Annotated in this window: 16 protein-coding genes and 1 riboswitch; of the genes, 8 read left to right on the top strand and 8 right to left on the bottom strand. The window is 69.7% G+C overall.

The window, feature by feature from the left end; genetic code table 11:
• Positions 1-19: 19 nt before the first annotated feature.
• A riboswitch (glycine riboswitch) is annotated at positions 20-114 on the bottom strand.
• 69 nt (positions 115-183) lie between these two features.
• The 4 genes from PIR02_14530 to PIR02_14515 all read right to left on the bottom strand — a co-directional run bounded on the left by PIR02_14530 (position 184) and on the right by PIR02_14515 (position 3,998).
• Positions 184-600, bottom strand: a complete 417-nt coding sequence (locus tag PIR02_14530; GenBank protein WZH35970.1) for a hypothetical protein — start codon at positions 598-600, stop codon at positions 184-186.
• 80 nt (positions 601-680) lie between these two features.
• Complete coding sequence (locus tag PIR02_14525) at positions 681-2,405, bottom strand: hypothetical protein (protein WZH35969.1); 1,725 nt, start codon at positions 2,403-2,405, stop codon at positions 681-683.
• Positions 2,402-2,740, bottom strand: coding sequence for a hypothetical protein (locus PIR02_14520; GenBank protein ID WZH35968.1), 339 nt, complete (start codon positions 2,738-2,740; stop codon positions 2,402-2,404). Before PIR02_14520 ends, PIR02_14525 begins: the two co-directional genes overlap by 4 nt.
• 82 nt (positions 2,741-2,822) lie before the next feature.
• Positions 2,823-3,998: a MarP family serine protease gene (locus tag PIR02_14515; protein WZH35967.1), complete on the bottom strand. Its 1,176-nt coding sequence runs from the start codon at positions 3,996-3,998 to the stop codon at positions 2,823-2,825.
• A 107-nt stretch (positions 3,999-4,105) separates the two neighbouring features.
• Here PIR02_14515 and PIR02_14510 point away from each other — a divergent pair, with 107 nt between their 5' ends.
• The 6 genes from PIR02_14510 to PIR02_14485 are packed head-to-tail and all read left to right on the top strand — an operon-like array spanning position 4,106 to position 10,583.
• Positions 4,106-4,840: an NUDIX domain-containing protein gene (locus PIR02_14510; GenBank protein WZH35966.1), complete on the top strand. Its 735-nt coding sequence runs from the start codon at positions 4,106-4,108 to the stop codon at positions 4,838-4,840.
• 11 nt (positions 4,841-4,851) lie between these two features.
• Complete coding sequence (nadA, locus tag PIR02_14505) at positions 4,852-6,183, top strand: quinolinate synthase NadA (GenBank protein WZH35965.1); 1,332 nt, start codon at positions 4,852-4,854, stop codon at positions 6,181-6,183.
• Positions 6,180-7,712: an L-aspartate oxidase gene (gene nadB, locus PIR02_14500; protein WZH35964.1), complete on the top strand. Its 1,533-nt coding sequence runs from the start codon at positions 6,180-6,182 to the stop codon at positions 7,710-7,712. The genes nadA and nadB overlap by 4 nt, the downstream gene beginning before the upstream one ends.
• Positions 7,706-8,563 (top strand): carboxylating nicotinate-nucleotide diphosphorylase, encoded by an 858-nt coding sequence (gene nadC / locus PIR02_14495; protein WZH35963.1) that lies wholly within the window; start codon positions 7,706-7,708, stop codon positions 8,561-8,563. The genes nadB and nadC overlap by 7 nt, the downstream gene beginning before the upstream one ends.
• Positions 8,560-9,690, top strand: coding sequence for a cysteine desulfurase family protein (locus PIR02_14490; protein ID WZH35962.1), 1,131 nt, complete (start codon positions 8,560-8,562; stop codon positions 9,688-9,690). Before nadC ends, PIR02_14490 begins: the two co-directional genes overlap by 4 nt.
• Positions 9,687-10,583, top strand: coding sequence for a glycosyltransferase family 2 protein (locus PIR02_14485; protein WZH35961.1), 897 nt, complete (start codon positions 9,687-9,689; stop codon positions 10,581-10,583). Before PIR02_14490 ends, PIR02_14485 begins: the two co-directional genes overlap by 4 nt.
• 106 nt (positions 10,584-10,689) lie before the next feature.
• Here PIR02_14485 and PIR02_14480 read toward each other — a convergent pair whose 3' ends face one another.
• Positions 10,690-12,633, bottom strand: coding sequence for an ABC transporter ATP-binding protein (locus PIR02_14480; GenBank protein ID WZH35960.1), 1,944 nt, complete (start codon positions 12,631-12,633; stop codon positions 10,690-10,692).
• Between the two features lie 201 nt (positions 12,634-12,834).
• Here PIR02_14480 and PIR02_14475 point away from each other — a divergent pair, with 201 nt between their 5' ends.
• Positions 12,835-14,313 carry an MDR family MFS transporter gene (locus PIR02_14475; GenBank protein WZH35959.1) on the top strand — a complete coding sequence of 493 codons (1,479 nt, stop codon included), beginning with the start codon at positions 12,835-12,837 and terminating at the stop codon, positions 14,311-14,313.
• A gap of 22 nt (positions 14,314-14,335) precedes the next feature.
• Here PIR02_14475 and PIR02_14470 read toward each other — a convergent pair whose 3' ends face one another.
• Positions 14,336-14,473, bottom strand: a complete 138-nt coding sequence (locus tag PIR02_14470; GenBank protein ID WZH35958.1) for a hypothetical protein — start codon at positions 14,471-14,473, stop codon at positions 14,336-14,338.
• A 141-nt stretch (positions 14,474-14,614) separates the two neighbouring features.
• Between PIR02_14470 and PIR02_14465 the strand changes: the two genes are divergently transcribed.
• Positions 14,615-15,163, top strand: a complete 549-nt coding sequence (locus PIR02_14465; protein WZH35957.1) for a type 1 glutamine amidotransferase — start codon at positions 14,615-14,617, stop codon at positions 15,161-15,163.
• Between the two features lie 71 nt (positions 15,164-15,234).
• Here PIR02_14465 and PIR02_14460 read toward each other — a convergent pair whose 3' ends face one another.
• Together PIR02_14460 and PIR02_14455 are read right to left on the bottom strand one after the other, a co-directional pair.
• The gene (locus tag PIR02_14460; GenBank protein WZH35956.1) at positions 15,235-16,065 is read right to left on the bottom strand and encodes an Fpg/Nei family DNA glycosylase; all 831 of its coding nucleotides are present in this window, start codon (positions 16,063-16,065) and stop codon (positions 15,235-15,237) included.
• A gap of 13 nt (positions 16,066-16,078) precedes the next feature.
• Positions 16,079-17,512 carry an SPFH domain-containing protein gene (locus PIR02_14455; protein ID WZH35955.1) on the bottom strand — a complete coding sequence of 478 codons (1,434 nt, stop codon included), beginning with the start codon at positions 17,510-17,512 and terminating at the stop codon, positions 16,079-16,081.
• Positions 17,513-17,633: the final 121 nt, after the last annotated feature.

Raw genomic sequence — 17,633 nt, 5'->3', positions numbered from 1 at the left:
GGTCTCTTTCCAGAGTGGCCCGATCGACGCGGTACGCGTACCTGAGAGATTGGCGGGGAGGCTTGCTCCTTCGGTGCCCGGCTGGTTTCGCCGGAGCTCTCCCGCATCGATCATGGGGCCGGTGTGGACTTGTGGGGTCAGCCTAGCGGGTGAGGGCGTGGGGCACAGCCCGCGCTCGCGGAATCAGTAGGAGCCACCGGGCCAGACGTCGTCGGGGAGGCGGATGCACGGTGAGAAGGAATCGACATCGAGCTCCGCCCGGTCACGGATGTACCGAACGATCCAGAGCGACCCGTAATCACCGGCGATGTTGACTAGCGAGTCCCCGTGGTCCTGCCGTAGGCCGACTCGATAGTTGCCACCACTCTTGTAGTGGTCCGCGATGACTCCGATTACGTCCTCTGGGGGTGGATCACCCACCACGCTGGCGGTAAGCCCGCCCGCCCACTGCCTTGCGCCGTCCCGGGAACAGCCAAGGAAGGCACCCTCTGCTTGCTGCTCGATATCCGTCAGCATCGACGATGGGAGCACTGTCGAGATTTCTCGCTCGACTCTCTGAGCGAGCGCCTTCGCGTCGTCGACGCTCAGCTCTTCGTCCACAGTGCGACTGGTCGGCACGCACCCCGTGAGCGCGAGACCGATCAGGGCGAAGACGGCAAGTCCTCGAAGAACCCGTCGTGTCACTCGAACAGCCTTTCTTTGAGATCGTTCAACGCGATCCTGTTCTCATCGCTGACCTCCGCGATCAGATTGTGATTGCCCAGCGGCGACAGAGAAACACGCTGCGAGGGGCCGTCGGGGTCGAGGAACGGCGCGAGGTCCCCGCCGAGCGGGACATCGGCATCCGTCGTCCTTTCGTAGATGTGGCTGTCGAAAGCCGTGACCGTGTCAGGCGCTCGCCCCGCGCTGACCAGCAGAGCGTCTTGAGCCATCGAGAGCGCATCCGTGTAGCTCCAGTGGGAATAGCTCGTCCGTGAGTTCGGCGTCCACCCGTCGGGAACCCAGGCGCCGGACAGCGAATGGACCTGGTCGTAGTGCGATCCCTGCATCTCGGAGGCCGTGAGGGGGACGAGTCCCCAGCTGTGTCCCGCCGCGAGCTGACGACCGTGCGCGAGGGCCGGGTCGCTCGCCACCTCCCTCTGGAAACGCGCGAGCGCCTCGCCCGCGGGAGCAGCCCGGTCGGGGTCGTTGGCTTCGAGCAGGCCTATCCCCATTCCGGTCTGTCCCGCATACTCGTCGTCGCCGGGAAAGTCGGTGCCTTTCCAGACGAATGCGACCATCGCTCTGTCCTGGTCCGACATCCACTTTGAGACACCCTGCACCTCGCCCCGGTAGAAGCTGTCCACTCGTGTGAACGTTCCGGGCACGTACGTCAGGATCCGAGACGTCACCGGCCCCGGCGTGCCGAGCATCTCGATGATGCGATTGGCCTCCGGCTCGTAGAGGTACAACTGCACTTTTCCCGCCTCGACCGCGCGGAAGTAGTCCCGCTCTGCACCCAGCGCAGCGAGGGCGGCTCGCCGTTCCGCTTGCAGGTCGGCGCTCGCTCCCTCCGTCGAGGCGAGTTCCCACCCCGGTATCTCCGCCTCCACCTCACGAAGACGCTCCCGGGCGTTCCCCCGGTTCGCGGCGACCCGCGCGAGAGGCGGCACACCGCCCAGCGAACCGATGACTGTCGGCGCCCCATCGATGAGGGCGGCCACCGCACCCGGCGGCAGCGTGTCCCACCAGGCCCGGACGGCGCCTGGCGCCGGGGGTCGTTCGCGCAGGAGGTCCGCCCACTCGGGGCGCGCAGCGAGCAGTCGGGCCACGCGGGACGTGCCGCCGCGGGCGAGCGCCAGAAGAGGCGCCATGACCAGATCGTCGGATGCCGTTTGCGCGCGCGTCGCCCACGTGACTCTCGGGCCGACCGGTGGCGCAGTGGCATCCGGAATCGTGACCTCCCACGTCGGAGGCAGGCCGAGACCCGCGAGATCCACGCGCGCCCGGTCGACGAGCTCGTCGATATCCGCGCCGAGCTTGCGGATCTGCGACGTGAGCTCGTCGGAGCGCTCCCGGTCCCCCGACCCGCGAGGTGAGTTGGTGAAGCCCTCGACATCCTCCAGCAAGCCTCGTCGACGCATCGCCAGCCACATGAGATTCTCCGCGAGCCCGTCGATGATGCTCGCCGCCCTCCGCACCGCCTCGGCCACATCGGCGGCGATCGGGGCGACCGCGCTCATTTTGGTCCGCAGTTCTTCGACTTCGGGCGCCTCGTACACTTCGCTCAGATCCGTCCACCCGCCCGCCACGGCGCTCCCCGCGGTCGGGAGGTCGGAGGCTTTCGTACGCAGGTCGTCCGAGACGCGTGCGAGTTCCACCGCGTCGATGGGGAGTTCGGGGACGGCGAAGACCTCGCGGCTCATGCGATCCGCCATCGACCTGTCCCCTGGCGCGTCTCGAGCTGCGCGGTGGCGACGGCCATCACCACATCGGCGCGACAGTACTCCGCGACGGCCTGCTGGGCTCCGGTCAAAACTGCGCCGCCGTACTCGACGAGTCCGCAGGCTTTCGCCTCCCACGGGTCCATCGCACCGCTGAACGCGCCCGACAACTCCGGCACGGGAGCAACGGCGTCCCGAATCGCCCAGAGTGCCTGCACGAGAGCGCTCACGGCGTTGGTCAGGTCGTCGAGACAGCGTGCCGTGGTGTCGGCAAGGCCGAGAAAGCCCGTGATGTCGACGGAGTATCGGTCGGTCATCCGCGCGACGGTAGTCGGATCGCGCACGCCCCCTCGGAAGCCCTCCACACGGAGCGGGCTGGTGAAGAAGAGTGCGGCGGGCTCAGCGCGGGGTGCAGGCTCCGGATGCCACGGGCGCCGACAACGAGCCCATCTCCGCCAGCACGGGCTCGAGCTCGGACGGGGTCATGGCGTAGCCGACGTTGTCGTCGGTGTCGGAGCGGGCGAAGACGACACCCGCGACTTCACCCGAAGGCGTCAGCAACGGTCCACCGGAGTTACCGGGCCGCACGATCGCGCCGAGGGCGTAGATCTCCCGAGGCGTGGACTGACCGCCCGAGATGTCCGGCACCGGTACGCTGCCGACGGACAACACCTGGGCGCTGCCGGACGTGAATGGACCACCGTAGGGGTATCCCTGCACGACCGCAGCCGCGCCGACAGGCAGGGTGGAGACCACGGGCAGGGCTCTGGCATCCAGGCCATCCACCGCGACGACGGCGAGATCGTCGGTGGGGTCGAAGTAGACCACGCGGCCCTCTCGCGCCGGCTGACCGGGCAGCTCGACGAGCGGTGCGTCGACTCCCGCCACCACGTGCGCGTTCGTCACGATGCGATCCTCTGCGACGACGAACCCCGATCCGCTCGAGGTGACGCCGCAGGCGTATGCCGTGCCCGAGATCCGGGCGACCGACTGCGCGGCCTCGGTCAGCGCGGGATCGTCGAGGGCGATGTCGGGGGCGGTCGGGACCGGGCCGATCTGAATCAGTTGCCCGAGCCGCGGGATGCCGTCGGCGAGGACCGTGCCCCGCAGTTCCGCGATCGCGGCTCGCAGGGGGTCGGGGGTCACGTCGTCGATCGTGCGCACCACAGCGGACGATCCGAGCGCGGCCGAGACCACCGGCATCCCGGCGGGGATCAGTGAACCCGCGACGAAAGAGATGGCGAGGGCGGCGGCCACGACATTGACGACACCGCCCAGCAGGCGCTCCGGGATCCGGAGCTTGATGCGATCGGCACCGCGGCGGAACAGCTGCCCGATCGCGCTGCCGATACCGGCGCCCAGCAACAGCAGCAGGACGCCGGCACCGACCATGGCGGGTCCGCGCCAGGCAGGTTCGGTGACCCACTGGCCGACGAAAGGGGTCACCCAGAAGGCGGCGATCGCGCCGAGCGCGAGGCCCGCGAAGAAGCCGATCGTCGCGAGGAAACCGCGCGACAGCCCCACGAGAAGAGCGATCGCCAGCACGACGATCAGCACGATGTCGACAACAGCCACCCGCACCTCCGAGGTCCGGAATCAGGGTACGTCGCCACTCCTGAGAGAACCCCCTCCTGACGTTTTGCGCTTCGGGTCACGGTGACACTAAGCTGAGCCACGGAGATATGGTCACCATGACACGAACCCCGCAGCCCGAGAGCCGAGACGCCGATGTGCGCGTCGCGGTGTCGACCGTCATCTTCAGCGTGCGCCGAGACGTGCAGGACGAACCGGTGCTGTCCCTCCCTCTCGTCCGCCGCACCCGCGATCCTTTCGACGGGAGGTGGGCTCTGCCCGGCGGCTGGCTGGATCCCTCGGAGGGCCTCGACGCTGCGGCATCCCGCACTCTCGCCGAGACGACGGGACTCACACCGAGCTATCTGGAGCAGCTCTACGCCTTCGGGGCCGTCGACCGCTCTCCTACCCGCGTGGTGTCGATCGTGTACTGGGCGTTGCTGCGCTCCGACGAAGTCGACGCCCAGGTCGCCGCCCACGCGCGCGAGGGTGACGCCCCCGAGAACGTCGAATGGTTCGACGCGACCGACCTCCCGCCGCTCGCGTTCGACCACACCGACATCGTGGAGTACACGCTCTGGCGCCTGCGCAACAAGGTCGGCTACAGCCGGATCGCGCACGGTCTCCTCCCCGACGAGTTCACGCTCGCCGACCTGCGCGAGGTGAACGAGACGATCCTCGGCAAGCGCCTGGACCCCGCGAACTTCCGTCGGCAGGTCGACACCTCGAACACGCTGATCCCGACCGAACGCTTCCGCACCGGAAGCCACCGACCCGCACGTCTGTACCGCTACAACCGCGATGTGGAGCTCGCCGACCGCGGCCCGCTCCCGTCCCGTCACTGATCGGAACGCTCATGGCCGCCACCCTCATCACCCTGCAGCCCCGCCCCGCGATCGACCCGAGCGTCGACCACGCGATCCAGGCGATCGTCGCCGGCGCCTCCACCGACGCCACCTGCACGACCGACCTCGCCGTCGGCCCCTGGGACTTCGACACTCGTCCCGGCTACGGCCCGGGATCCTCGATGGGCGACGTCATCCCCACCGGAGCTCCGAGACAGGGCGAGCTGCCCCAGCAGTATCGTGACGCCTCCGACGACGAGCTCGACGAGCGCATCCGCGCCGCGAAGGCCACGCTCGGCGACCGCGTGGTCGTGCTCGGCCACTTCTACCAGCGCGAAGAGGTCGTGCGCCACGCCGACTACGTGGGCGACTCCTTCCAGCTCGCGAACGCCGCGAAAGACCGGCCCGAGGCCGAGGCCATCGTGTTCTGCGGAGTGCACTTCATGGCCGAGACCGCCGACCTCCTCTCCCGCCCGGAGCAGGCCGTCATCCTCCCCAACCTCGCCGCCGGCTGCTCGATGGCAGACATGGCCGACATCGACCAGGTCGAGGAGTGCTGGGAGCAGCTCGAAGACGTGCTCGGCGACCTCGAGACCCCGGATGCCGAGGGCCTCCTGCCCGTCATCCCCGTCACGTACATGAACTCCAGCGCCGCCATCAAAGGATTCGTCGGCCGTCACGGGGGGATCGTCTGCACGTCGTCGAATGCCCGCACGGTGCTCGAGTGGGCGTTCGCACGCGGCCGCCGGGTGCTCTTCTTCCCCGACCAGCACCTCGGCCGCAACACCGCCAAGGCGATGGGCGTGCCGCTCGAGCAGATGCCGATGTGGAATCCCCGCAAGCCACTCGGCGGTTCGACCGACGCCCAGATCGCCGACAGCCGCGTCATCCTCTGGCACGGCTTCTGCTCGGTGCATCGCCGCTTCACCGTCGACCAGATCGACAGGGCCCGCGCAGAGCACCCCGGCGTGCGGGTGATCGTGCACCCGGAGTGCCCCATGGACGTCGTGGATGCCGCGGACGAAGCGGGTTCCACCGACATCATCCGCAAAGCCATCGCCGCCGCGACCGAGCCCACCACGTTCGCGATCGGCACCGAGATCAACCTCGTGCAGCGTCTCGCCGCGCAGTATCCGCAGCACGAGATCTTCTGCCTCGACCCCGTCGTCTGCCCGTGCTCCACGATGTACCGCATTCACCCCGGCTACCTCGCGTGGGTGCTCGAATCGCTCGTCGCGGGCGAGGTCGTCAACCGCATCACCGTCCCCGCCGACGTCGCCGATCCCGCCACCGTCGCCCTCGAGCGGATGCTCGCGGCCAAGCCGAGCGGTGCCGTGAAATGACCGACGTCGTCGTGGTGGGCAGCGGCATCGCCGGTCTCACGGCGGCGCTGCACGCGGCCGAGAACGGATGCCGCGTCACGATCGTGACCAAGGGCGCGCTGGCCGACACGAACACGCGGTGGGCGCAGGGCGGTGTCGCCGCGGTCACGCACCCCGCCGACACCGTCGCTTCCCACGCGGCCGACACCCTCACGGCCGGCGCGGGACTCAACGACCCCGCCGCCGTCGAGATCCTCGTCGGCGAGGGACCGATTCGCGTGGCCGAGCTCGTGGAGCGGGGTGTCGGCTTCGACCGCGCCGCGGACGGTGACTTCGCCCGCGGGCTCGAGGCCGCCCACGCCGTCCCACGCGTCCTGCACGCGGGAGGCGATGCGACCGGCTCGGAGATCCAGGCGGCGCTCGGCGCCGCCGCTCGCACCGCGGGGCTGCTCATCCGCGAACACGCCCTGCTGCGCGATCTCGTTCTGCGGGAGGGGCGCGTCGTGGGCGTGGAGCTCGCGGGGGGCGAGCGCCTCTCGGCGGACGCGGTGATCCTCGCCACCGGCGGGGCCGGTCAGCTCTACGCCCACACGACCAATCCCGCTGGCGCGACCGGCGACGGCATCGCCGCGGCGATCCGCGCCGGGGCGGCGGTCTCCGACCTCGAGTTCGTGCAGTTCCACCCCACGGCGCTCGCGGTGGGTGCCCCGTTCCTCGTGTCCGAGGCGGTGCGGGGCGAGGGTGCAACCCTCGTCGATGACGCCGGTCGCCGGTTCGCCTTCGATGCGCACCCCGATGGAGAGCTCGCGCCCCGCGACGTCGTCGCCCGCGCGAACGCTCGCGCGATGGCCGCACAGGGTGGTCGTCCGGTGCGCCTCGATGCCACCGCATTGGGGGCCGAGCGTCTGGCTCAACGCTTCCCCACCATCGACGCCGCGGTCCGGGAGCGGGGTCTGGACTGGGCTCGTGAACCGATCCCCGTGACGCCCGCGGCGCACTACCTGATGGGCGGAGTCGTCACCGACATCGACGGGCGAACCACGGTGCCGGGTCTGTACGCGGTGGGTGAGACGGCGCGTACGGGAGTGCACGGCGCCAACCGACTGGCATCCAATTCCCTGCTCGAAGGAGCCGTGTTCGGCGCCCGTGCCGGAGACGCCGTCGCCCGAGGCGCCGCGTGGCCCGCGGCGATGTCCGTTTCCCGCGCCGTCCGCGCGGAAGCGACCGATGCTCCGCCCTTCTCGCGCGCGGCACTGCAGCAGTTGATGTGGAACGAGGCCGGACTCGTCCGCGACGGAGTCGGACTGGCACGTGCCGCCGGCGTCCTGGCCGCGTGGAGTGACGACCGGTCGCCGCGATCGATCGAAGACGCGAACCTGCTTCTCGTCGCGAGCCACGTCGTCGCGGCAGCGCACGCTCGCACCGGCTCCATCGGTGCGCACTATCGTTCGGACGCTCCGGATGCCGCGGCCCCCGCGCCCCGATTCGACGTGGTCGCCGCTGACACGCCGACATCCGTCCCCGCTCCCCAGGAGGTCCTGGCATGCTGACCCGCGCCACGATCGATCGCGTCGTCACCGCCGCCCTCGAAGAGGACGCCCCGTGGGGCGACCTGACCAGCGAGACCCTCATCCCCGCGGAGGCCACCGCCCACGCCGAGCTCGTCGCCCGCGTCGACGGCGTCTTCAGCGGCGCCGCGGTGTTCGCCGCGGCGTTCACGCTGACGGATCCGTCGATCGTGGTCGAGCAGCTCGTCCGCGACGGCGAGCGGTTCGCCCCGGGCGACACACTGGCCGTGGTGACCGGCGCCGCGCGGGCCGTCCTGACCGCTGAGCGCATCGGACTGAACTTCGTGCAGCGGATGTCCGGGATCGCCACGCTGACCAACCGCTACGTCGCCGAGGTCGCCCACACCGGTGCGCGCATCGTCGACACCCGCAAGACCACGCCGGGTCTGCGCGCCATCGAGCGGCAGGCCGTGCGCGACGGCGGGGGGCACAACCACCGCTTCTCCCTCTCCGATGCGGTGATGGCAAAGGACAACCATCTCGCCGTGCTGACGAAGAGCGGACTGTCCGTGACGCAGGCGCTGGAGAGTGCGATCGCCCGGCTTCCCCACACGACGCACGTCGAGGTGGAGGTCGACCGCCTCGACCAGATCGACGCGGTCCTCGCGGCGGGTGTCGGAACGATCATGCTCGACAACTTCTCGCTCGACGATCTGCGCGTCGGGGTCGCCCGGATCGCGGGGGCGGCGACCGTCGAAGCCTCGGGTGGCGTCACCCTCGAGACCGTCCGGGCGATCGCCGAGACCGGCGTCGACGTCATCTCCGTCGGCGCTCTCACCCACTCGGCGTCCTCGCTGGACCTGGGGCTGGACATCCGCATCGAGACGGCGTGACCCTCTACCTCGACAACGCCGCCACCACGCCCGTGCGGGCGGAGGTGCTCGAGGCGATGGCGCCGTACCTCACCCGCTACTTCGGAAACCCGTCGAGCCATCACGAAGTAGGCGAGGCTGCGGCATCCGCTCTCGACGACGCGCGAGCGCGAGTAGCCGCCGTCCTCGGGGTGCGCGCGGGCGACGTGATGTTCACCTCCGGTGGCACGGAGTCGAACAACGCCGCGATCAAAGGCCTCGTCCTGGCCTCGGGCAAGAAGCACGTCGTCACCACGGCGATCGAGCACGAGTCCGTGCTTGCGTCGATGGACTATCTCGCGCGATTCCACGCGGTCGAGGTCACTCTGGCACCCGTCGACGAGACCGGCACGCTGAGCCCGGCCACCTTGGCCGACGCCCTCCGCGACGACACCGCGCTGATCAGCGTCGGATACGCGAACAACGAGATCGGCACGATTCAGGATGCCGCCGCCCTCGCCGCCACCGCGCACGAGCACGGTGTCCCGCTGCACCTCGACGCCGTGCAAGCGGCCGGCTGGCTGCCACTCGGGGGACGGGGAGCGGATGCCATCACCGTCGCAGGACACAAGATCGGTGCCCCGAAAGGCACCGGCATCCTGGCACTGCGCGGTCGGCTGCCCTTCGAGCCCCTCCTCCATGGCGGCGGTCAGGAACGGGGCCGCCGCTCGGGCACGCCCGACGTCGCCGGTGCGGTCGCCATCGCCCGCGCCCTCGAGCTCGCCGAGGCGGAGCGCACGGACGAAGCGGACCGGGTGTCGGCGCTGCGTGACGCTTTCATCGCGCGAGTGCTCGCCCTCGTCCCCGGTGCGCAGCTCACGGGGCACCCCTCCCGGCGTCTCCCGGGCACGGCGAGCTTCGTCTTCCCCGGGGCCAACGGCGAGACGGTGCTGCTCGAGCTCGAACGTCGGGGCATCGTCTCCTCCAGCGGGTCCGCGTGCGCGGCGGGCAGCGACGAGGCATCGCATGTCCTCCTCGCCCTGGGTGTCGCTCACGACGAAGCGCGCACCGCTGTGCGGTTCACCCTGCCGCACGGGCTCACGGCATCCCTCGATCCGGTTGCGAACGCCGTCGCAGAAGCGGTGACAGCCGTACGATCACGCGGGTGAGCTCCACCCCCATCACGGTCATCGTCCCCGGCTTCGACGTCGTCGAGTACGCGGAGGAGGCTCTCGATTCGCTCCGCGCGCAGACGCACGCGCACTGGACCGCCGTCCTGATCGATGATGCGTCCACCGATGACACGGGGCGGCTCTTCGCCGACGCGGCGGCGGCCGACCCGCGCTTCCGCGTCGTCCGTCATGCCGAGCAACGCGGGCTCGGGGCCGCTCGGAACACCGGCCTCTCCCTCGTCGACACGCCGTACACCGCCTTCCTGGACGCCGACGACCGGATGCGTCCCGATGCCCTGACCGTTCTCGCCGACACGCTCGACCGCACCGGCAGTGACGTCGTCGTCGGGGCATACGTGCGCCTACGGCCGGATGCCGAGGGCCTCGGCTACACCGCGGGAGAGGTGCAACCGTGGGTCACCGCCGCCACCGCGCCCGCGCGCGAGCGGACGTCGCTGGCCGCGCACCCGGCGGCATCCGGGAACATCGTCGCCTGGTCGAAGGTGAGTCGCACGGCGTTCTGGAAGGCGCACGATCTCCGCTTCCCCGAGGGGCGTTACTACGAAGACCAGGTACTCGCGCAACGCATGTACACGCTGGCCGCGACCTTCGACGTGGTGCCCGACGTGATCGTCGAGTGGCGTCAGCGGCGCGACGGCGGATCGATCACCCAGCGCCTGGGCGAGCTGGTCGTCCTGCGCGACTATCTGGAAGCGCTGGGCGAGGGCATCGCCGTCCTCCGCGCCGCCGGCGCCGAGGCCGCGGTCGCGGAGCGGGGGGCCCTGATCCGCACGCTCGACCTTCCCCCGCTGTTGCGCCTCGCCGAAACGCATGCCGACCCCGCGTACCGCATCGCCCTCGAGGCGTTCCTGGAGACGCTGCCCGGCTGAGCGCCGTCGCGGATCCCGCGGCTGACTCGGCGAACCCCGCGGCGGGGTGGCTGAGCCGGTGCGAGGTGGCTGTGCCCGTCGAAGCCACCGACACCGCGAGTGCGGATCACGCAGGCGCTTGATCGGCGCGGCGCGCGGGAAGCGCGGCTCGCGCGAGACCGGCGGCGTCGCGCTCTTCGTCGGCGAGGACGAAGGAGGCCGCGAGTTGCTCGGCGGCGAGACTCGCGTACAGCCCGCCCGCGGCCAGGAGCTCGGCGTGGGTGCCCGATTCGACGATGCGGCCCGCATCGACCACATGGATCTGATCGGCACCGATCACGGTCGACAACCGGTGCGCGATCGACAGTGTCGTCCGTCCGTGGGAGGCCGTCTCAAGAGCCTCTTGCACGATCCGCTCCGACACGGTGTCGAGGGCGCTCGTCGCCTCGTCGAGGAGCAGGACGGGCGGATCCTTCAACAGCACGCGCGCGATGGCGATGCGTTGCTTCTCGCCGCCCGACAGGCGATAGCCGCGCTCGCCCACGACAGTGTCGTAACCGTCCTCGAAGCCCGCGATGACGTGGTGGATGTTGGCGGCGCGACACGCGGCCTCGATCTCGTCGTCGGTGGCGTCGGGCCGCGCGTATCGCAGATTCTCTCGTACGGTCGCGTGGAAGAGATAGGTCTCTTGCGAGACAATCCCGATCTCGTCGATGATCGACGCCCGGTCGAGGCTGCGGACATCGGCGCCGGAGAACAGCACGGCGCCCGCGCTCACCTCGTACATACGGGGCGTGAGATAGAGGATGGTCGTCTTCCCCGCACCCGACGGGCCGACGAATGCCACGTGCTGGCCTGGTTCGACGGTGAAGGACACGCCATCGAGCGTGGGCCGGGCGTGCGCGGGCGCATCGGGATAGCGGAACTCGACGTCGCGGAACTCGATCTGACCGAGCGGGCCTGGAGCCGCAGACACGGGGAGAGCGCCGGGGGCATCCGCGATGGCCGGTCGCAGATCGAGGTACTCAAAGATGCGCGCGAACAGCGCCGACGACGTCTGCACGTCGAGGGCCACGCGCATGAGACCCATGAGCGGCATGAGCAGCCGGGCCTGCACCGTGGTGAACGCCACGATCGTGCCCGCGGTGATCGCACCGGTGCCGCCTGCGATGAGGTAGCCCGACACCAGGTAGATGACCGCGGGCACACTCGACATGATGACCTGCACCACCGCGAAGAAGCCCTGGCCGCTCATCGCGCGTCGCACCTGCAGGTGCACCTGGTTGTCGTTCTCGGCGTCGAAGCGAGCCGACTCGGTGCGTTGCCGATTGAACGATTTCGACAGCAGGATTCCCGACACGCTCAACGTCTCCTGCGTGATGGCGGAGAGCTCCGACAGCGACTCCTGCGTCTCCCCCGCGATGCGCGCGCGTACCTGCCCCACGCGCCGCTGGACGAAGATGAGGAACGGCATGAGGGCGACCGCGATGAGCGTGAGCCGCCAGTCGATGAGGATCATCGCGACCAGCGACGCGATCACGGTGACGGCGTTTCCGAGGATGCTGGTGACGGTGTTCGTGAGCACCCCCGACACCCCGCCGACGTCGTTCTGCAGTCGCGACTGGATCACGCCCGTCTTCGTCCGCGTGAAGAAGCCGAGCTCCATCGCCTGCAGATGCTCGAACAGGCGCGTGCGCAGGTCGCCCGTCACGCGGTTCCCGACCGTCGCGGTGAACCAGGTCTGCCCGACGTTGAGTGCCGCCGACAGGAGGAAGAGCGCGATCATCAGGCTCACCAGCACCGCCAGCAGCGAGAGGTCGGGAGCGGATCCGTCGACCGGGAAGAGCGCGTCGTCGAAGATGCGCTGCACGAGCAGGGGCGGGATGACGCCCACTGCGGCGCCGACGACGACGAGCAGCACGGTCACCGCGATCTTCCCGCGGTACGGGCGGAACAGTTCGACGACCCGGTTCCACAGGTTCGCGACGCGCGGGGCCTCGGCGTTGCGACGGCGCTGCTCGGCCGAATCCACGCCGCGGAACATGCTTCCGCCCACTCCACCCGGGTTCATGCGGGCCAGCCTACGTCCGACTTCCGACACCGGCGCCGCCCTGCGGCGCGTCACCGGCGACGGCTAGAATCGAGGTCCGCTCCCGTCATCCTCGTTCCGAGAATCTGTCGATGTCGGAATATCTCGGCCGCGCGCCCCGTTGTCGCCGAGGAAGTCGCCGCTCTGGCGCCACGAAGCCCCCCGCACGAATAGGACCTCGTCATGGCCGCCACCGGTACCCCCGTCGCCTCTCCGCCCACCACCTCGGGCGTAACGAGCTCCCAGAGCCGCGTCATCTGGCTGCTGTTGACGGCGGCGTTCGTCGCCATCCTCAACGAGACGACGATGAACGTGGCGATCCCGTTCCTCATCCGCGACCTCGGCATCACCGCCGTCGCCGCGCAGTGGCTGACCACGGCGTTCATGCTGACGATGGCGGTCGTCATCCCGATCACGGGCTTCCTGCTGCAGCGCTTCACCACGCGCCAGGTGTTCATCGCGGCGATGACGCTGTTCTCGGCGGGAACGCTCGTCGCCTTCCTGTCCCCCGGCTTCGAGCTCCTCGTCGTCGCCCGCGTCATTCAGGCTTCGGGCACCGCGATCATGATGCCGCTGCTCATGACCACGATCATGACGATCGTCCCGCCGCAGCACCGCGGCCGGATGATGGGCCGCGTCAGCATCGTCATGGCCCTCGCGCCCGCGATCGGACCGACGATGTCGGGGCTCGTGCTGCAGTCGCTCGGTTGGCACTGGATCTTCGGCATCGTCCTGCCCATCGCCCTCGTCGCCCTGTTCGTCGGCGCGCGCTGGATCCAGAACCTCGGCGAGACGCGCACGGCGCCGATCGACGTGGCATCCGTGACCCTGTCGGCACTCGGCTTCGGTGGCCTCGTGTTCGGCCTGAGCCAGATCGGCGGGGGCCACGGAGGAGATGCGGCCGCCGAATCGGCCTCGCTCGTGACCCTGGTCGCGTCCCTCGCGGTCGGCGTGATCGGTCTCGGCGCCTTCATCTGGCGTCAGATCCGTCTTCAGCGCTCGGATTCGGCCTTGCTCGACCTGCGCGTCTTCCGGTCATCGAACTTCACGCTGTCGGTGACCCAGCTCGGTGTGATGTCGATGGCCTTCTTCGGGGCGATCACCCTATTGCCGCTGTACCTGCAGACAGTACTGGAGAAGAGCCCGCTCGAGACCGGCCTGGCCGTCTTGCCGGGCTCGCTGGCGATGGGACTCGCCGGTCCCGTGATCGGACGGATCTACGACCGTTTCGGCACGCAGGTGCTGCTCGTTCCCGGGGCCGTGATCACGAGCGCGACGCTCTGGTTCTACACGACCGTGGGCACCGAAACGTCCTTCGTGCTGCTGATCGTCGTGCAGACCGTGATGATGATCGGTCTCGCGCTCTCATTCACGCCACTGTTCACGGCGTCGCTCGGGTCGCTCGAGCCGCGGTTCTACTCGTACGGCTCGGCGATCGTCGGCACGGTGCAGCAGGTGGCGGGCGCAGCGGGCATCGCCCTGCTCATCACGGTGATGTCGTCCGCCTCAGCCGCCGCGGGCGGGGGGCTGCAAGCGGATGCCACGGGCACGCGCGCCGCTTTCCTGATCGCCGCGATTCTCTCCGTCCCCCTGATCGTGGGGGCCTTCCTGATCCGCAAGCCGGCTGATCAGCTCGACAGGGTAGCCCCCGTCGCGCACTGACGACGCGCGTCCTCATCGGGGCTCAGAGCGAGCAGGACCCGCCGCCGCAGCACTGAGACGCGGGGCGCGAGGACTCCTTCGCCTCCTCGCGGGAGGAGTTCAGGAGCGTGAGGAGCGGCTTCGACGTCGAGGTCGTCTCAGACGTGGTGTCACTGGACATGCGCTCCATGTTACGCCCGCGTTTCGGTGCGGGCACCGGAGCGCGTGATAACGCCGGAGTGCGGCATCCGCAACCCCCGTTTCGGGTGCCGCGGCGGTTCTTAGCGTGGAGACGACCCCGATCGAGAAAGAGAGTCGACCCATGACCGATCTCAGCGGCAAGCGCATCGCATTCCTGCTCACCGACGGCTTCGAAGACAGCGAGTTGACCAGCCCCTGGGAGGCGGTGACCTCAGCGGGCGCGGAGGCCGTGCTCGTCTCCCCGAGCGAGGGCAGCATCACCGGAGAGAAGGGCCACGAACAGAAGGTCGACCTCGCCGTCGCCTCCGCGTCCGCGGGCGATTTCGATGCCCTCGTGCTCCCCGGGGGCGTGCAGAACGCCGACGACATCCGCATCGTGACGGATGCCGTCAGCTTCACCCGTGACTTCTTCCAGCAGCACAAGCCCGTCGCCGTCATCTGTCACGGCGGGTGGATCCTCACCGAGGCCGACGTCCTGAAGGGCCGCACGCTCACCAGCTATCCGACGCTGCAGACCGATCTGCGCAACGCGGGCGCAACCTGGGTCGACGAAGAAGTGCACGTCGACCAGGGTCTCGTCTCGAGCCGCAACCCCGACGACCTGCCGGCGTTCAACGCCAAGCTCGTCGAGGAGGTCGCCGAAGGCGCGCACTCGGGCCAGACCGCCTGAGCCCCCTTTCACCAGCGACGGCCCTCCACGACGGTGGAGGGCCGTCGTTCGTGTGCACGGCGGCGTGCCTGTCACACACCGCCGTGGGGGAGCGTCTGACAGGACGGGCACCACTGACCAGCGCCTTTGGTACCGGGAATGTCTTCGATCGTGCCGTCGCCGTCGGGGCACGGTTGACCGGTGCGCCCGTGCACGCGCATCGCGGCGACCTTCGCAGCCTTCTGCTCCGAGATCGGGACTCCGCGCCGCGCGATGACGGCCGCGGTCAGCGTGTCGTGCAGGGCGAGGTGGAGCCGGGTGATGTCGTCCTCGCTCAGCGCCGCCGCATGCGCGGTGGGCGACAGCCGAGCTGCGAAGAGGATCTCGTCGGAGTAGGCGTTGCCGATCCCCGCGAGTGTCTCCTGCTCCTGCAGGAGCGCTTTGAGCTGCTTGCGTCGGCCGCGGAGCGCCTCCGCGAGCATCGCCCTCGAGTACCCGGGATCGACGGCGTCCGGCCCCAGCTTGGCAACGGCCGGCACGTCATCGGGCGCGTCGACGAGGTGCAGGTGCACCGACAGCCAGTCGCCTGCATCGGTGATGCCCAGAACGCCGTCATCGAAGACGATCCGCGCGATCTCGGGCGCCGACGAAACGGGCGCCGCATCGGCGCGGTCCGTCTCGGTCCAGGTAGCCCACCCGGCCCGACCGAACCCGATCCCGAGGTGGATGCCATCGAGATCGAGGTCGACGTGCTTGCCGTGCCGCGTCACGCCGGTCACTGACCGCCCGAAGAGTTCGCCGGGTGGCCGGGAGCGGGTCTTCCATGACCGACCCTCGACGAGGTCGACCTCGCGCACGACACGACCCGTCAGGCGCTCACGCAGAAACAGCGTGAGCGCCTCGACCTCGGGTGCCTCGGGCATCGGGCCGACCTGTCTACGCGCCCGGCTCGGACGCGGTCGGCGGCGTCGCCGCGGTCGGCACCGAAGCCGGAGAAGACGGCGACGGCGCGGCAGGCGCGCCTTCCCCCGAACGCTGCGCCGTGGCGAACGCGTCCGCGACGGCGCGTCCCTGGATGATCTGCGTCAGATCGATGCCGGTGGCCGCGCGCACGGCCTCGAACGACGAACGCAGACCCGTCGCCGACTCGGTCGCGAGGTGGCCGCTGGCACCCTCGCCGCCGAGCACGGTGATGTTGCCCACGCGGTCGTACCCCTTGGCGAACTCCGCCATCATCGGCACGAGCGACTCGAGCGCACGCTGTGCGAGCAGCGCCTCCTGGTTGTGCGAGAGAGCCTCGGCTTCCGCGCGGATCGCCTCGGCTCGCGCCTCACCGGCCAGGCGCACCGCCTGCGCGTCGGCTTCGGCGCGCACCCGGACGGCGGCAGCTTCCTGCTCCGCGATCTGGGCGCGGGCCTCGGCCGCCTTGATCTGCGCGTACGCCTCGGCGTCGGCGTCCTTCTGACGCTGGTAGAGGTCGGCGTCGGCGACGCGGGCGACCTCAGACTCCAGGCGCGCCTGCGTGTTCTGCGCCTCCTGCTGGAGCACGGCCTGTCGACGCTCGGCGCGCGTAAGCGCCTCGGCCTGCTCGGCCTCGGCGTTGGCACGGCCGACCTCGGCCTTGGCCGCGGCACTGTTCTTGTCGAGCTTGGTCTGCTCGATGAGGTTCGCCTCGTCGGTGGCGATCTGGCGCGCGCGGATCTCGCGGACCGCGTTGATGCGCGCGACCTCGGCCTCGCGCTTCACGCGCTCGACTTCGGTCGCACCCAGGGCCGAGATGTACCCGTTGCTGTCGGTCACGCCCTGGATCTGGAACGAGTCGAGGATCAGCCCCTGCGACGACAGGTCGCCCTTGATCCCCTCGGCGATCTGGTCCGACAGGCGCTGCCGGTCGCGCATGAGCTCCTCGACCGTCAGCGTCGCGACGACACCGCGCAGCGCACCCTCGAGCTGCTCCGTGGTGAACTGTTCGATGGCCTTGTCCTGCGAGGCGAAACGCTCGGCCGCACGACGCACCTGCTCGGGGTCGGAGCCGATCTTCACCAGAGCCACACCGCTGACGTTGACGGTGACGCCGTTGGACGACTGGGCGGTGGGCTCCATCTTGATCTGACGGGCGCGGAGCGAGATCATCTCGCCGCGCTGCGTGAGCGGGTTCACGATGGCTCCGCCACCGGTGATCACGGTGATGCGCGACGACTCACCATCCGCGCTTCTCTGACGCTTACCGACGATCACCAGGGCTTCATCGGCCTTGGCGACGCGGTACCAGCCGCGGATCAAGCCCGCGATGATGAGGAAGACGACGATGACGACGACGAGTGCGATGACCACGACGATGCCGATCGCCCCCAGAGCAGCAAATTCCATGGTTCTCCTTCGACAGGCACCGCCGAAGCGGCGCGGGGGAATTCCTTCCAACCTATCGGCCGACTCCGAGGCGGTGTCCACCCCCTCCGGGTGGAGAAACCGTCACGCGACGCTCCACCGG

This window comes from Microbacterium enclense (genome assembly GCA_038182865.1).
GTDB lineage: Bacteria > Actinomycetota > Actinomycetes > Actinomycetales > Microbacteriaceae > Microbacterium > Microbacterium enclense_B.
The sequence above is the reverse complement of the archived record's forward strand: the minus strand, read 5'-3'. Positions and strand labels throughout refer to the sequence as shown.

What these genes read in the sequence shown, in the direction of transcription:
- PIR02_14460 (WZH35956.1), bottom strand. Translation starts at nt 16,065, where the DNA reads ATGCCCGAGGCACCCGAGGTCGAGGCGCTCACGCTGTTTCTGCGTGAG.
- nadC (WZH35963.1), top strand. Translation starts at nt 7,706, where the DNA reads ATGCTGACCCGCGCCACGATCGATCGCGTCGTCACCGCCGCCCTCGAA.
- nadA (WZH35965.1), top strand. Translation starts at nt 4,852, where the DNA reads ATGGCCGCCACCCTCATCACCCTGCAGCCCCGCCCCGCGATCGACCCG.
- PIR02_14470 (WZH35958.1), bottom strand. Translation starts at nt 14,473, where the DNA reads ATGTCCAGTGACACCACGTCTGAGACGACCTCGACGTCGAAGCCGCTC.
- PIR02_14480 (WZH35960.1), bottom strand. Translation starts at nt 12,633, where the DNA reads ATGAACCCGGGTGGAGTGGGCGGAAGCATGTTCCGCGGCGTGGATTCG.
- PIR02_14475 (WZH35959.1), top strand. Translation starts at nt 12,835, where the DNA reads ATGGCCGCCACCGGTACCCCCGTCGCCTCTCCGCCCACCACCTCGGGC.
- PIR02_14510 (WZH35966.1), top strand. Translation starts at nt 4,106, where the DNA reads ATGGTCACCATGACACGAACCCCGCAGCCCGAGAGCCGAGACGCCGAT.
- PIR02_14520 (WZH35968.1), bottom strand. Translation starts at nt 2,740, where the DNA reads ATGACCGACCGATACTCCGTCGACATCACGGGCTTTCTCGGCCTTGCC.
- PIR02_14465 (WZH35957.1), top strand. Translation starts at nt 14,615, where the DNA reads ATGACCGATCTCAGCGGCAAGCGCATCGCATTCCTGCTCACCGACGGC.
- PIR02_14525 (WZH35969.1), bottom strand. Translation starts at nt 2,405, where the DNA reads ATGAGCCGCGAGGTCTTCGCCGTCCCCGAACTCCCCATCGACGCGGTG.
- PIR02_14455 (WZH35955.1), bottom strand. Translation starts at nt 17,512, where the DNA reads ATGGAATTTGCTGCTCTGGGGGCGATCGGCATCGTCGTGGTCATCGCA.
- nadB (WZH35964.1), top strand. Translation starts at nt 6,180, where the DNA reads ATGACCGACGTCGTCGTGGTGGGCAGCGGCATCGCCGGTCTCACGGCG.